The organism is Chryseobacterium sp. (genome assembly GCF_029240215.1).
GTDB lineage: Bacteria > Bacteroidota > Bacteroidia > Flavobacteriales > Weeksellaceae > Chryseobacterium.
Map to the genome: position 1 here is coordinate 493591 of NZ_JARBTK010000003.1, position 14098 is coordinate 507688.

Annotated in this window: 13 protein-coding genes; 5 read left to right on the forward strand and 8 right to left on the reverse strand. The window is 34.6% G+C overall.

Annotated elements, in window-relative coordinates; all coding sequences use genetic code 11:
* Positions 1 to 88: 88 nt before the first annotated feature.
* The 4 genes from K0R77_RS09415 to K0R77_RS09430 all read right to left on the reverse strand — a co-directional run bounded on the left by K0R77_RS09415 (position 89) and on the right by K0R77_RS09430 (position 4798).
* A complete protein-coding gene (locus tag K0R77_RS09415) occupies positions 89 to 1930 on the reverse strand; it encodes a chloride channel protein (protein ID WP_300351604.1) in 1842 nt (613 codons plus the stop codon).
* A gap of 305 nt (positions 1931 to 2235) precedes the next feature.
* Complete coding sequence (locus K0R77_RS09420) at positions 2236 to 2826, reverse strand: nucleosidase (RefSeq protein ID WP_300351606.1); 591 nt, start codon at positions 2824 to 2826, stop codon at positions 2236 to 2238.
* A 21-nt stretch (positions 2827 to 2847) separates the two neighbouring features.
* Entirely contained in the window at positions 2848 to 3546 is a 699-nt protein-coding gene (locus K0R77_RS09425) for a DsbA family oxidoreductase (RefSeq protein ID WP_300351608.1), read from the reverse strand.
* Positions 3547 to 3601: 55 nt separating this feature from the next.
* The gene (locus tag K0R77_RS09430; protein WP_300351610.1) at positions 3602 to 4798 is read right to left on the reverse strand and encodes an MFS transporter; all 1197 of its coding nucleotides are present in this window, start codon (positions 4796 to 4798) and stop codon (positions 3602 to 3604) included.
* A 165-nt stretch (positions 4799 to 4963) separates the two neighbouring features.
* Here K0R77_RS09430 and K0R77_RS09435 point away from each other — a divergent pair, with 165 nt between their 5' ends.
* Entirely contained in the window at positions 4964 to 6004 is a 1041-nt protein-coding gene (locus K0R77_RS09435; protein ID WP_300351612.1) for a serine hydrolase, read from the forward strand.
* Here the strand turns inward: K0R77_RS09435 and K0R77_RS09440 are convergent.
* The 4 genes from K0R77_RS09440 to K0R77_RS09455 all read right to left on the reverse strand — a co-directional run bounded on the left by K0R77_RS09440 (position 5997) and on the right by K0R77_RS09455 (position 9838).
* Complete coding sequence (locus tag K0R77_RS09440) at positions 5997 to 6911, reverse strand: helix-turn-helix transcriptional regulator (RefSeq protein ID WP_300351615.1); 915 nt, start codon at positions 6909 to 6911, stop codon at positions 5997 to 5999. The genes K0R77_RS09435 and K0R77_RS09440 overlap by 8 nt on opposite strands.
* Positions 6912 to 6954: 43 nt before the next feature.
* On the reverse strand, positions 6955 to 7854 hold the full coding sequence (locus K0R77_RS09445; RefSeq protein ID WP_300351618.1) for an SDR family oxidoreductase: 900 nt from the start codon (positions 7852 to 7854) through the stop codon (positions 6955 to 6957).
* Positions 7855 to 7947: 93 nt separating this feature from the next.
* Entirely contained in the window at positions 7948 to 8862 is a 915-nt protein-coding gene (locus K0R77_RS09450; protein ID WP_300351621.1) for an AraC family transcriptional regulator, read from the reverse strand.
* 136 nt (positions 8863 to 8998) lie between these two features.
* Positions 8999 to 9838: an SDR family NAD(P)-dependent oxidoreductase gene (locus K0R77_RS09455; RefSeq protein WP_300351623.1), complete on the reverse strand. Its 840-nt coding sequence runs from the start codon at positions 9836 to 9838 to the stop codon at positions 8999 to 9001.
* A gap of 291 nt (positions 9839 to 10129) precedes the next feature.
* Between K0R77_RS09455 and K0R77_RS09460 the strand changes: the two genes are divergently transcribed.
* The 4 genes from K0R77_RS09460 to K0R77_RS09475 all read left to right on the forward strand — a co-directional run bounded on the left by K0R77_RS09460 (position 10130) and on the right by K0R77_RS09475 (position 13943).
* Positions 10130 to 10837, forward strand: a complete 708-nt coding sequence (locus K0R77_RS09460) for a DUF2071 domain-containing protein (RefSeq protein WP_300351626.1) — start codon at positions 10130 to 10132, stop codon at positions 10835 to 10837.
* Between the two features lie 30 nt (positions 10838 to 10867).
* On the forward strand, positions 10868 to 11257 hold the full coding sequence (locus tag K0R77_RS09465; RefSeq protein WP_300351628.1) for a 2-dehydro-3-deoxyphosphooctonate aldolase: 390 nt from the start codon (positions 10868 to 10870) through the stop codon (positions 11255 to 11257).
* A 197-nt stretch (positions 11258 to 11454) separates the two neighbouring features.
* Complete coding sequence (locus K0R77_RS09470) at positions 11455 to 12468, forward strand: SDR family NAD(P)-dependent oxidoreductase (RefSeq protein ID WP_300351631.1); 1014 nt, start codon at positions 11455 to 11457, stop codon at positions 12466 to 12468.
* Positions 12469 to 12707: 239 nt separating this feature from the next.
* Positions 12708 to 13943 carry a hypothetical protein gene (locus K0R77_RS09475; RefSeq protein WP_300351634.1) on the forward strand — a complete coding sequence of 412 codons (1236 nt, stop codon included), beginning with the start codon at positions 12708 to 12710 and terminating at the stop codon, positions 13941 to 13943.
* Positions 13944 to 14098: the final 155 nt, after the last annotated feature.

Consider the following 14098-nt stretch of genomic DNA (forward strand, 5'->3'; position numbering starts at 1 on the left):
CTGATGGAACATAAATGGTTCATTCTGCTAATTTATAGATCAATTCTGAAGAAATTTTGAATTAATAATTTTAAAATTCAATAAGCTATTAATTTGAATACTCTTTTAAAAGCTGTCTGTAGCTCATCAGAATTGTTGATTTTGAGATAAATCCTATAAACTCATTGTTGTCAGAGATGACAGGCAGATTCCAGACTCCTGTATCATCAAATGCCTGAATAATTTCTAAGGGATCATTTTTAAGATAAATCACTGCAGGCGGAGCTTTCATAAGTTTAGAAATACTGAGTTCTTCTTTATCTTTATTTAAAAGCAAAGGACGAAGGTCGTCCATCGTTAAAATTCCTTTCAAAATATTCTGATCATCTACGACGGCAAAAGTATTTTTCTTACCGTTCACAATCAAATCATAAAGGTCGGTAATGGGTGCATCATATTTGATGACCTGCGAATCTCTGTCAATCAGTTCATTGGTGCGTAATGAAGAAAGAAGATTTTTATCATGCTCATGTGTAAAGATTTTTCCTTGATCTGCCAAAGCCTTCAGCTCTGGAGAAATACCGGAAAACCATCTCGCCATAAGATAAGAAATCACCGATACAATCATCAAAGGAATAAAAAGATCATACCCGAAACTCGATTCTGCAATCAGAAATATAGCGGTAAGAGGTGCGTACAATACTCCGCTCATTGCTCCTGCCATTCCTACCAGAACGAGATTGGTTACAGGAACGTCTTCAAAGCCTATCTGCTTACAGATCATCGCAAACAAGAAACCAAGTGTTCCTCCCGCAAAAAGTGAAGGTGCAAAGTTTCCGCCATTTCCCCCACTGAAAATGGTAATTGAGGTTGCAAAAACTTTTAAAAGACAGATTAAAATTAAAAATATAATGACCGTCCAGTTTCCGATTTCGAAATATCTGAAAAGACTGTTCTGAATAATGTAATTGGCGTTTCCATTGGTAAAAGCTTTTACCGTTTCATATCCTTCACCAAAAAGAGGTGGGAAAAGTACACAAAGTAAAGACAAAGCTGCACCACCAATAACCGCTCTTCGTAATCGAGATACGTTCATGCTTTTGATAAAATGCTCAACTTTTTGGGAAACAACAACAAAATATCGTGCATACAAACCCGTCATAATCCCAAGAATCAGATAATATGGGATATTATGATAGTTGAATGATTCCCGTGCATGGAATCTGAAAAGAATATCTTCCTGAAGCAAAATTCTGGATAAGAGACTTCCGCAAACCGCAGCAACAACCAAAGGAATAAAGTCTGAAAACACAACACCTGTAAGAAGGATCTCAAAAGCAAACATAATTCCTGCAATCGGTGCGTTGAATGCAGAGGCAACACCCGCTGTAGCTCCTGCTGCAAGTAAAAGTGTACGCTCTTTATAACCCAATCTGTAAGTCTGTGCATAATTAGAACCTATGGCAGCTCCGGTTACCGCGATCGGACTTTCCAGACCTGCAGATCCTCCAAGACCAACCGTAACAGCACTCTGAACGATCTGTGAATACATTTTCACTGATGAAACGATGCTTGAGTTTTGGGCAATTTCGTAGAGAATAGCTCCGATTCCTTTTCTATCCTGCCCCTTAAATAAAGTAAGAACAATACTTGTGGTAAGTACAATCCCTAAAAAAGGAAATATGATATAGAAAAGAATCTGATATTCAAAATGAACTTTGCTGATCAGATAATGAATCTGATGAACAAGTGTTTTCAGAAGTACACCTGCCAAACCTGCAGTGCATCCCACAAGAATACCAGAAAGAATCAAAAACTGACTTCGGCTGAGCCTGTTGTTGAGCCAATGCAGAATGATCTCGTAACTACGGACTTTTTTAATACCAAATTGCTGAAAATCTCTCTTAAACTTCAGAAAATTAAGGTATTTTTTTTTATTTTGAATCTTCACCGATTTAAATATTTAAAGATATTACAGGGAATAACGTCCAGAACTTTATTCACAAGAACCTTTATCTTGATTAATAAAATTTAATAAGGATCAATTGTTTCACAATTTAACTGTAATTTTTTACAATTTCCTTTATCAAATCAAAATACGAATGTCTACAAATATAAGGAAAATAGTCTGGTTATCACTTGTTGCGAGCCTCAATAAACCTTAAGTCGGTACTTGAAATATAATGGAAATTTATTTTAAAATAAATAAATACTTTGCTGTAAACTTAAAATCCTGATTATTTAAAATATTTATATCTAAATTTCATCATTGAATAAAATTTTTCTGAACGCTTCAGAAGCAAGATGCACCTGTACCGACCAGTCGTCTGCAGCATCACTTCCTGCATCATCAGAAATATATTTCAGACACAAAAACGGAATATTTTCTTGTCTTGCAATCAGAGCGAGCGGATAAGCTTCCATGTCGATCACGTTGTATTCTGTGTTGATATGATTCGTCTCAAAACTGTCGCCGCTTCCGCAGATTCCTTCTTTCAGACTATCCATTTTCAATCCGTTTTCTAAAATGATCGGAATATCAGATAATGGAGTTTCAAATTTTTTAAAACCAAGACCTCTCGCATCCATATCTCGTTGGATAAATTGTGTACAACATATAATTTCACCTTTATGAAAACCAATTCCTCCTGCAGAACCGAGATTGATGATCAGTTTTGGTTTGTTTTTTTGAATTGCTTTTGTAAGTTCAATAGCAGCATTTACTTTGCCGATGCCTGTTATCAGTTTATTGATGTGATCAAATACTTTTCCGGCTTCGGAACCTAAGGCAAAAACAAAAAGTGTATCTTGAATCGAAAATGATATTTCGTTGTTTATTTTTATCATTGTTAATTAAAATAAGTTGAATTAAATGATGCAACCGTCTGTATCACAAGATGTATTACCATCGTTTGTACTTTTGAAAGGCTGAACGGTTTCGTTATAAGTTTTCGTCAAAGCTTCCTGAAAAAGTTCTGTTGGCTGCGCTCCTGAAACTGCATATTTACCATTTAAAATAAAGAAAGGAACCCCAGAAACACCGTTATTTCGGGCTTCCAGAATATCCTGATTGACATCATAATCAAATTGCTCTGAACTAAGAGTTTGTTGTGCTTCTTCTTGATCGATTCCTAATTTCTGAGCTAAAGACACTAAAACTTCAATATTTCCCACATTTTCACCATTCAGAAAATGAGCCGTGAATAATTCTTCTTCCATTTCTGAAGATTTATGATGTTTTTTAGCCAAATGAAGGAGTTTGTGTGCGAGAAAAGTATTGGTAATCAAAGCTTTTTCAAAATTAAAATCAATTCCGGAAGCTTTTCCCATTTGTACAACTTGTGCGGTCATCTGTTTTGCCTGCTCTTCGGGGAAACCTTTCTTTTCTCTGAAATATTCTGCGGTGGTTTTTGTTTCTGTAGGATCTAAAGTCGGATCAAGCTGGAAACTCTTCCACTCTACTTCTACTTCATCTTTAAATGGCAATTTTTCAAGAGCCTGTTCAAAATTTTTCTTTCCTATATAACAAAACGGGCACATCACATCTGACCAGATTTCTATTTTCATTATTTTGATTTTAAAATTTAAAGATATTTATTTCAATAGGAAAACTCATCCATTTTTAAGAATTTATTCTCCCATGATCTGCTTTTCTGCTAAACAGGATATGAGCCGCCAAAGCAAAAAATCCCATGATTGTTCCGACTGTACAAACTCCTTCCCACTGTGCATATTGCCAAGCTATGGAAGCCAGCCACGTTCCCAATGATCCTCCAATGAAATAAGAAACCATGTAAACGGTGTTTAAACGGTTAACTGCATTGGTTTTTAATAAAAAATAATTGGTTTGATTCATGATATGGCTCGACTGTACTCCTAAATCAATCAAAATCACACCAACGATCAATCCCCAATACGTATTTCCTGCAAAATAAGTAAATCCCCAACTTCCGATTAGGATTAGCAAGGCAAAAAGTATAATTTTATTTAAGCTGATTATTTTCTGTAATTTTCCAACTTTTGCGGCTGCCAAAGCACCTACAGCACCTGCCAAGCCGAAACTTCCTACCACAGAAGCTCCCACTTCGAAAGGTGGTCTTTCCATATGAAAAACCAACGTTGTAAATAGTGCACACATCGATCCGAAAGCCATTGCACCACGAAACGATGCCAACTGTAATACAGGCTGTGTTCTTGCTAAACTCACCACAGAACGCATCAGTTCTATATAAGTTCCTTTAAAATTCGGATGCAGGACAGGCAACATTTTATAAACAAAAAGCCAGACCAAAAGCATTAGTCCCGCAGCAATTCCATACATAGTTCTCCATCCCCACAACTCTCCTACTATTCCGCCGACAAATCTTGAAAGCAATATTCCTAAAAGTAAACCTGAAACTACCAATCCGATATTTCCTGATTTTTCATCTTCCGAAGAAAGTTCCGCAGCGATCGGTACAAAAAGTTGAGGAATAACGGAAGTAGTTCCGATCAATAAACTTGCTGCATACAACATCCAGAGTTCTGTAGCAAGAGCCATCCAGACCAATGCTCCGAATACCAAAAGCAGATCGATCAGAATTAGTTTCTTACGCATGAATTTGTCTCCCAAAGGGACAATGAGAAGTAATCCGAAAGCATATCCCAACTGCGTAAGCACAGATATTTTACCCGCTGCAGTTTCGGAAATATGAAGATCTTTGGAAATAAGCCCTAATAAAGGCTGATTATAATAATTATTGGCAACGACGAGTCCGGAAATAACCGCCATAAGCCAGACCACGGTTTTTGAAATGCGTGAATGAGATACAATAGGCATTGAAAGTTTTATTTGAAATTTCTGTGAATGCAAAAACTCCGTAAAGGTATAGATTGTATGAGGATTTTCCCTGATTGAATTATGAAGAAAGATAAAATCTATGGGATAATCTCATTATTATAAATCCTATATTTGGCTAAAATTATTTTAAAATTATAACTACAAATGATCGTAAACAAAACTGTTCTGCCTTTCTTTTTATTTCTTTGTATAAATACATTTGCTCAACATAAGGAAAGCTGGTCTGCAAAAATTGACAGTTTAATTCAAACTAAACAGCCTACAACTTTCAACGGTGTGATTCTGATAACTAAAAAGGGAAAACCACAATACTCAAAAGCTTTCGGATTAAAAAATCTTAAAACAAAATTACCTTTGACAATGAATGATCAATTTGAAATCATGTCAAATTCAAAGCAAATTACCTCTGTTTTGCTTTTAAAAGAGGTTGAAAAAGGGAAAGTCGATTTAGATTCACCCATCAAAAAATATTTACCTTATTTAAAGCAATCGTGGGCAGATTCTGTGACAGTTCATCAGCTTTTAAATCATACACACGGAATTTCAGATATTGAGAAACCATTGTTATTCAAACCCGGAACTGATTTCAAATATGGAAATTTATCAAATATTCTTTTAGGAAAAATCATCGAAAAAAGTTCAGGTAAAACCTATAGTGAAGCTGCAGACGAATTGTTTAAGAATTCTAAAATGAAAAATACGTTTTGCTTTTCAAAAGATAACAAAAGAAATCTGGTAAGTGGTCATATGATCACTGAAAATGATTTTAAAGTTGTTGACAGTTCATTTATTAATGAAGAAAATTTACCTGCCGACGGAATAATAACCACAGCAAAAGATCTTGCAATCTGGAATGACAATCTTCATAAAGGCAAAATTTTAAGTCATAAAATGTACAAAAAGATGACTACAGAATCTGCAAAATCTCAGCATGACGTTTTTGGTAAAGAAAAAATGGGCTATGGTTACAATATCAGAATTGCAGAAAATATCGGTATAAAATATTTAGGTCATACAGGATTGGGAGATGGTTTTTCTTCATTAAATATTTACATTCTGAAATCTGATATTAGTCTGATTATTCTGGAAAATCAAATGAATGAAAACAGCGAACTATTTTATTATTTTGAAACCCTAATTAAAGATATTGTTCTTAGAAGTGAATTGGTAGATAGTCTCAATTAAATGACTTTCTAAATTCCAAAGGCGAAACATCAGTTTTTGCTTTAAACAATTTACTGAAAGACTGAGAATGTTCGAATCCTAATTCATAAGCAATTTCACTTATGGAAAGTTCGGTTGTTGAGAGTTTTTCTTTGGCAATTTCAATTACTTTTTCGTGAATATGCTGTTGCGTAGTTTGTCCGGTCAACGTTTTCAGGAGACTTCGCATATATTGCGGCGACATATTCAATTCATCTGAAAGAAACTGTACACTCGGCAAGCCTTTTTCCTTAAAATCATCTCTTTCAAAATAATCATTAAGTAAAGCTTCTAATTTTTCCAAAAATTGATGGTGCGCTTTATGACGGGTAATAAACTGTCGCTGATAAAACCGTTCGGAATAATTGAGAAGTGTTTCTAATTGAGAAATGATAATATTCTGACTGAATTTATCAATATTCGTCTGATATTCCTGCTTGATATTTTCAGTAATCTGCTGGATTTTTATTTCCTCATCTTCGGATAAAAAAAGTGCTTCGTTCACCGAATAATCAAAAAATTCATATTTCCTGATTGCACTTGCCATGGGTGTGTTCCAAAGAAAATCCGGATGAATCATCATCATCCATCCGGAAGGGTTTTTGCCATGCTCTTCCCGTATAACGCTTAAGATCTGATGAGGCGCCATACAAAACATCACACCTTCATCAAAATCATAATCCTGCTGCCCATATCTGTATTTATGATTCATATCTCTTTTGACAGAGATCATATAGAAATCAAATATTAAACTCTGCTTTCCACTTTCCAGAGCAGGAGCCATATCTTCAAAGTTGATCACACTGATCAGCGGATGTTTCGGCTTCGGCAAACCTCTCAACGTATGAAATTGAGAAATGGTTTTTATTCTTATCGGCGTGTCAGACATTGGTTTAATATTTAATCAAATTTAATGAATATAAAGGTACAGATTATTGTGGCTCAGGGAAATAAACATCACCTTTCAAATCTTCCATTAAAGTTGGATGTTGCGGTTCCCAACCTAAAATTGACTTTGTATGTTCACTTGAGGTTAAATTATTAAGCTTTGCAAAATGGGCAAACCAACCGAAATGTTCTGTTGCTTCATCATTTGTAAGAGAAACAACTGGAACATCTAATCTTTCTGCGATAAATGTTGCAATGTTTTTGAATGGAATTCCCTGTTCTGCAACGGCGTGATATCTTGTTCCACTTTCGAAGGGTTTTTCCAAAGCTAACCTGTATAATTTCGCAGCATCCAATTTGTGAACTGCAGGCCAAAAGTTATCACCGTCATTGATCACGGCCGATTTGCCTTTTTCTTTTGCAATTCTTATCAATGTCGGAACAAAACCAATGATATCACCTTTACCGTGAACCGATGGTGACAATCTGATAACCGCAACTTTCACACCTTTTGCAGCAATAGCATCTGCTGCATTTTCCGTTGCTATTCTTGGATGCGGGTTTACTGAACGGTCTGTTTCTATTGTAAGCCCGTCTTTGGAAAAAAGTGCAGTTCCTGAAGTAATAAGAAACGGTTTATTACTTCCTATCAAAGCTTCACCAATTGCTTCAATCACTTGTCCGTCAAGTTGACACATTTCCTCGAATCTTGTAAAATCGTGAACAAATCCTAAATGAATCACAGCGTCTGAAATTGAAGCTCCGGATTTCAAGCTTTCAAAGTCGTTAAGATCTCCGCGGTGTGCTTCTGCCCCGGCTCCCATTAGTTTGTTTGCTGATTCTTCCGAACGTGCCAATCCCAAAACCTGGTGACCATTGGCTAATAATTCCTGAACTACGGCTGTTCCTACGAAACCTGTAGCACCTGTAACAAATACTTTCATTTTGATATTTTTTAAGATAATTTAATGAAGTAAAGTTCAGGTTTCGCTTTTGTACTCTTGTAGCCGAAAAGTATTTTCTTGTAGCCGAAAAATTTAATTAAATGATTTCCTGAATTCCAGAGGAGAAATGTCAGTCTTAGCTTTAAATAATTTACTAAAAGACTGAGAATGTTCAAACCCCAATTCATAGGCAATTTCACTTACGGAAAGATCAGTTGTAGAAAGTTTTTCTTTCGCTTTTTCGATCAGCTTTTCGTGAATATGTTGTTGTGTCGTTTGTCCTGTTAATTGTTTTAATAAACTTCCAAGATAATTGGTTGAAATATTGAGCTGTTCGGCGATGTAATTGGCGGTTGGTAATCCCTTATCAATCACATTATCATTAAAATAATCTTCAAGAATGATTTCTAATTTCTCTAAAATTTGATGACTTCCTTTTTTTCTTGTAATGAATTGTCGTTGATAAAACCTTTCACAATAATTTAAAATAACTTCGATTTGTGAAATGATGATGTTTTGAGTAAATTGATCGATTCCCGACTGATATTCTTTTTCAATACCTTTAAAAAGTCCGATCAGAGTTTCTTCTTCTTTTTCAGAAAGGAATAAAGCTTCATTCACATCATAACCGAAGAATTTATAATTATGAATCGTTTTTGCCAAAGGTGTATTCCAAATAAAATCGGGATGAAAAGCCAGTAAATAGCCGGAAGGTTTCACATCATATTTACTGATAATCATTTTTACCACTTGTCTTGGTGCGATGAAACACATCAGACCTTCGTCAAAATCATATTGACTTTGTCCATAGTGAAGCTTGCCCTGAATATCTCTTTTAAAACCCATAAAATACAGATCCTGAACCCAGCTGATTTCCGATTCTTCAATCTGATATTCTACTAAGCTGTAATCTACAAGACTTATAAGAGGATGTTGGGGTTTAGGCAATCCTGAAATTCTGTGAAGTTCAGAGATTGAGTCGATGGTATATAATTTCCTGTTATTCATTTGTTGATATTTATTGTTTTTCGGTCAAATGCAATTCGCGTATCATAAATTGGTGTTTGCAAGCAATTTTCGGTAACGCTCATTTCATAATTTAAAAAATTAAAGGCAACAGCAAGAAACTGTTGCCTTTACAAATTTAGTAATCTGTAGATATACTCAATGTTTTGAAATCCGAAATTTCGCTTTGAAGCGCATTTAATTTGTTTCCGGCAATCTGGAAAGCATCAGAACCTAAAACCAAATGAACCGGCGGATTTTCCATTGCTACCAATTCTATCAATGCTACAGCTGCTTTTTCTGGATCGCCCGGCTGATTTCCGTTGATGTCTTTTTCATGTGCGGTTTGAAGTTGTCTTGCTACAGTGTATTCTTCAATTTCAGTTTTCGGGGTTCTGAGTGAACCTCCAGTTAAGAAATCTGTTCTGAAATATCCAGGATAAACCACTGTTGCATTTACTCCGAATTCTTTAATTTCTGCTGCCAAAGCTTCTGTAAAACCTACAACTGCAAACTTAGTTGCGCAATAGATTCCCCAACCTGCAAATTCTCCGGTAAGTCCGCCAATTGAAGCAATATTGATGATAAATCCGCTTTTCTGTTCTCTTAAATAAGGCATTGTTTTTCTGATAATATTCAGAGAACCGAAAACATTGGTGTCGAAGTTTTGACGACTTTCCAGATCTGAAATTTCTTCTAAAGTTCCCAACTGCCCATAACCTGCGTTGTTGACGACAACATCTAATTTTCCGAATTTTTCTACTGTTTTTAAAACTGCTGTTTCAACAGAATTTTCGTCGATCAAATCAACTTCGAGCGGAAGAAACTTTGAATTTTCTTCACTTACAGCTTTTTGAAGTTCAGTAACATTTCTTGAAGTCGCCGCTACGGAATATCCTTCAGCTAATAATCTTTTTACTAAAGTTAAACCTAAACCTTTTGAAGCTCCTGTCACGAACCATACTTTTTTTGTGTCCATTTTTTGATTGTTTTAATTGATTAATTTTACAGTACAAAGTTGAGAAACAACGAAAATTTGGCTGTAACTAAATCAAAGATTGTTGTAGCCAAAACAAAGATTTTAAGTTTTACGATTTTTAAATGTTAAAGAGTTCGGTGAAACCAGCTAAGAAATCAATGACTGCTACATCACGTACAATTACAAAGAAAATACGTGATTTTATAAACGGTTGTTCACATCTGAAAAATACAAAAAAGATTAAAGTAAATGATGAAATTGAAACGTCTCAATTATTAAACATTCTTGTTTATGAAAATTCCCACCATTCACGGATACATTGATCGCCGGATTTTAATTAATTTTACTGCTGATCCTCAATTGGTTGAAAAAATACTTCCTTATCCTTTTCGTCCGAAAATCTATAAAGACAAAGCAATCGTCGGGATTTGTCTGATCAGATTAAAAGATATAAAACCAAAAGGTTTCCCCAATTTCTTAGGAATAAATTCTGAAAATGGCGCTCACAGAATTGCTGTTGAATGGAATGAAGACGACGAAGTAAAATCCGGAGTTTATATTCCCAGAAGAGACACTTCTTTACAACTGAATACTTTGGTTGGTGGAAGAATATTTCCCGGAAAGCATTATTTGGCAAAATTTAATGTTGATGAAAAAAATGGAAATTATCATATCGATTTTAAAAGTTCAGATAATACCAAAATTTCTATTGACGCTAAGGAAACGCAAACTTTTAATAAAAATTCAATCTTTGAAAGTCTGGAAAATGCATCTGATTTTTTTGAAAAAGGTGATTTAGGATATTCTCCGAATAAAAATAAATTTGATGGATTAAGACTGAATGCCTATAAATGGCAAGTGAAACCGCTTGATGTTTCAGATGTAAAATCAAGCTTTTTTGAAGATGAAAATATCTTTCCGAAAGGCTCTGTGAAATTTGATAATGCTTTACTGATGGAAAACATAGAACATGAATGGAAAAGCGAAAAGACTAAATAATTAAGGTAACTATAAAAATTAAACAAAACCATGAAAAAACTTCTTTTAAGCACTTTGATAATATTGGCAATATCATCATGCGGAACAGCAAAAACATCATCAGAAAATCCAGCTGAGTCTTCCACAGATTCTACTTACGGCTTTACTGAAAAAAATCCCGTAAAAGTTGGAGGTGTTGGAAGCGGTCCTCTCAATGAAAGAAATTATCTGAATGCTCTTACCGGACCCAACGGTGAAAAAGTATCTTATGACAGACAAGGAAGCTGCTGTGAATTTAAATCTAAAAACAGCCCGTTCGGAATGGGACTGCTTGACAGATATGCGGTAACATACGAAGGAAAAAAAGATACGATAACGATTTATCTCAATATGTATGATAAAGCAAAAACAATGGCTCCTGTAGGATTTAAAATGAAATAGTCCAAGTTTGGATATACCTCTCCCCGACTTGGAAATACATAAAATTCAAAATCTGCGTTTTCAAGAAAAAATAAATAATTTTCGCCCAATCCTTTTCAAAATTCAATTTTATTTAAAATAAATCTGATTTCATAACGCTTTGGTGTAAAAATAGATAGTTATAAGCATCAACTCTATGTATTCAAAACCACCAAAATATGAAATCAGAAAATAACTTACAAAAAAGAAGTCTCAGAGGTAAAACCGTAGTCGTTACGGGAGGAAGCAGCGGAGTCGGAAGAGCTACCGTAGAAGCATTTGCGCTGGAAGGATGCAACATCGTCATCGCAGCTCGCGGACAGGAAGCTCTGGACGAAACCTTACACCTTTGCAACGAGCTTGAAGTAAAGGCGATTGCCGTTTCTACTGATGTATCGGTTGCGGAAGAAGTAGATAATTTAGTAAAAAAAGCAATCCTTGAATTCGGGCGAATTGATATCTGGGTAAACAATGCAGGAGTTATGGCAAGCGGAAAGTTTGAAGAAATCCCGATGTCACTTCACGAGCAGGTCATCAAAACCAATCTTTTCGGATATATGCATGGAGCTTATAGTGTACTTCCTATTTTCAAAGAACAAAATGAAGGAATTCTCATCAACAATGTATCGATCGGTGGATTCATGCCTGCTCCTTACAGCGCAGTATATTCTTCTACAAAATTCGGAATCCGTGGAATGATGGAATGTCTTCAGGGAGAAATTTCAGATTTTGCAGATATTCATATAGCCAATTTATATCCGCAAATTCAGCGTTCGACAGGTAATGCACATTCGGCAAAATATTCGGGACTAGATTTTAAAGTTCCGCCATTCGCATCTGATCCGAGAGACACGGCAGCAAAAATCGTACAGCTCGCCAAAGAGCCGCAAAAAGATCTTTTCCCTGATTTTACTTCAAGAGCTTTAGTCAATATTTACGGAATGTTTCCGAAAGCAATCATCAACACGGCTTCTGCCGGAATGAGACTGATGATGAGGTTGAAAAACGGCGAATCCACTTCAGGAAATGTTCTTAAACCCTCATCGGAACCACATCAGATCTACGGAGATACCATATTACCTATTCCAGGTAAAAAAACAAAAATGGCTGTGGTAGCAGGTGTTACGTTAGGATTAGCATATATGTTTCTTACTTCTAAAAGTTCTCGAAATAATAAACATTCAGCAGATTAATTAAAGATGAGTTTATATAAAAAATCACCCCGATCAGAAATTGGGGTGATTTTGTGTTTTAGATGATGATTTGTAGAATTATTTATTCTGCAAATCCTGTAAAATTGACAGTGTATTGTTTGACATTATTAGAAGCTAATTTTAATTATTCATTCATTAAAATACTACAAAAGTGTAATTTTTCTGGCTTAGCATAATTAATACATTTGAACAGGATTATCTAACTAAAACTTTTAAACATGAAAACAAAAATTTTGCTACTGCTTTTTTTAATGATTACTTTAAACATTTCAAAAGCCCAGACTGCTGCCGTATTACTATCAGGTACACAAGCACTTGATCACACAGTGAATAATGCTTTGACAAAAGCTGACAATATTTTATCTGATCAGCAACGAACATTGTATGTTAACCTGGCTAATTATACGGCATATTTGACAGGTAACTTAAAATACTTGAGTGATGATTTAGATAGAAAATTAACTCAAAAAGAGTTGGCTATTTTAAATGATATCAATGCTATTCAAACAAAGTTAAATCAACCTGTTGAAGAATTAGTAACTAAATTTGAAGATATTGCTGTAATAATTGAAAGCTCATCTGCGAGAATTATTGGTTCAGATAAAAAACCATCGCCACTTTTCTACAAGATTCCATTAATAACAACAATACAGAACAAAAATATCATAATTGACGTTAAAGGTGTTCGACTTGATAATTCAAAAAACTATATTGTTTTTAATGGAAAGAAAATTCCTGTTTCATCCATAAGTAGTGATAAACTCATTTCGTTTACAATACCTTTGACGGAAGCGGATGTATTAAAAGCAGATACATTAAATGTTTTTAAATTAGTTTTATTTAAAAAACGTATCATTGGAAAAGATAAGTTATACGAATTTACTCCAAGATTTGTAGTATCTCCCAACTATATTGGTGTTGTTAAGGTTTTTTACAAAGTAACTAATCCGGAAAAAGAAGTTAAAAGGGATTATTCTGATCAGGTTTCTGCAACTTCTGGGAGCAATAACGAAAGAGAAGTACATAAGCAATTTAACATCAGAAATTCAGCAGCTGATGGTTGGAAAATTGATAGAAATTCAATTAGATGCTGGAAAAGTTCTGGTCATGGTGACGAACATGGTTATGGTGGTCCTTATACAAATACGATGACTGATATTTCATTTGTTGCTAAAGCTTATGCAACCGATGGACGTGCCGTTTGTACTTGTAAATGGGACGAATACAGATATGTAAATAAAGAATCGATTGAATCTTCTGAAGTTAATGTGAATTTTAATAAACAAGAAATAATTCAACTACCCAATAATCTAGTTAGTTTATATAAAACTGAAATAACTTATTATGACAATTCAATATATAAATCCTCAAAAAGCTATTTTAAATATAATAATATTGAATTTGATTTTAGACAACTTGAGAAGATATATGAAGTTAAATTTGCTGGAAATTAATTTCCAATTAAAAAAAACCTGCTCTACAGCAGGTTTTATATTTTATCTTAATGTCCCGATTTTGTATCATCATCCTGTTCCACGTCACCTATTATTAATTCTTTCAAGTTATCTACAAATAAAAAGTATGAATAAATATGAATAAATAAGTTTTG

What these genes read in the sequence shown, in the direction of transcription:
- K0R77_RS09465 (WP_300351628.1), top strand. Translation starts at nt 10,868, where the DNA reads ATGAAAAAACTTCTTTTAAGCACTTTGATAATATTGGCAATATCATCA.
- K0R77_RS09440 (WP_300351615.1), bottom strand. Translation starts at nt 6,911, where the DNA reads ATGTCTGACACGCCGATAAGAATAAAAACCATTTCTCAATTTCATACG.
- K0R77_RS09455 (WP_300351623.1), bottom strand. Translation starts at nt 9,838, where the DNA reads ATGGACACAAAAAAAGTATGGTTCGTGACAGGAGCTTCAAAAGGTTTA.
- K0R77_RS09445 (WP_300351618.1), bottom strand. Translation starts at nt 7,854, where the DNA reads ATGAAAGTATTTGTTACAGGTGCTACAGGTTTCGTAGGAACAGCCGTA.
- K0R77_RS09460 (WP_300351626.1), top strand. Translation starts at nt 10,130, where the DNA reads ATGAAAATTCCCACCATTCACGGATACATTGATCGCCGGATTTTAATT.
- K0R77_RS09475 (WP_300351634.1), top strand. Translation starts at nt 12,708, where the DNA reads ATGAAAACAAAAATTTTGCTACTGCTTTTTTTAATGATTACTTTAAAC.
- K0R77_RS09435 (WP_300351612.1), top strand. Translation starts at nt 4,964, where the DNA reads ATGATCGTAAACAAAACTGTTCTGCCTTTCTTTTTATTTCTTTGTATA.
- K0R77_RS09430 (WP_300351610.1), bottom strand. Translation starts at nt 4,798, where the DNA reads ATGCCTATTGTATCTCATTCACGCATTTCAAAAACCGTGGTCTGGCTT.
- K0R77_RS09420 (WP_300351606.1), bottom strand. Translation starts at nt 2,826, where the DNA reads ATGATAAAAATAAACAACGAAATATCATTTTCGATTCAAGATACACTT.
- K0R77_RS09470 (WP_300351631.1), top strand. Translation starts at nt 11,455, where the DNA reads ATGAAATCAGAAAATAACTTACAAAAAAGAAGTCTCAGAGGTAAAACC.
- K0R77_RS09450 (WP_300351621.1), bottom strand. Translation starts at nt 8,862, where the DNA reads ATGAATAACAGGAAATTATATACCATCGACTCAATCTCTGAACTTCAC.
- K0R77_RS09425 (WP_300351608.1), bottom strand. Translation starts at nt 3,546, where the DNA reads ATGAAAATAGAAATCTGGTCAGATGTGATGTGCCCGTTTTGTTATATA.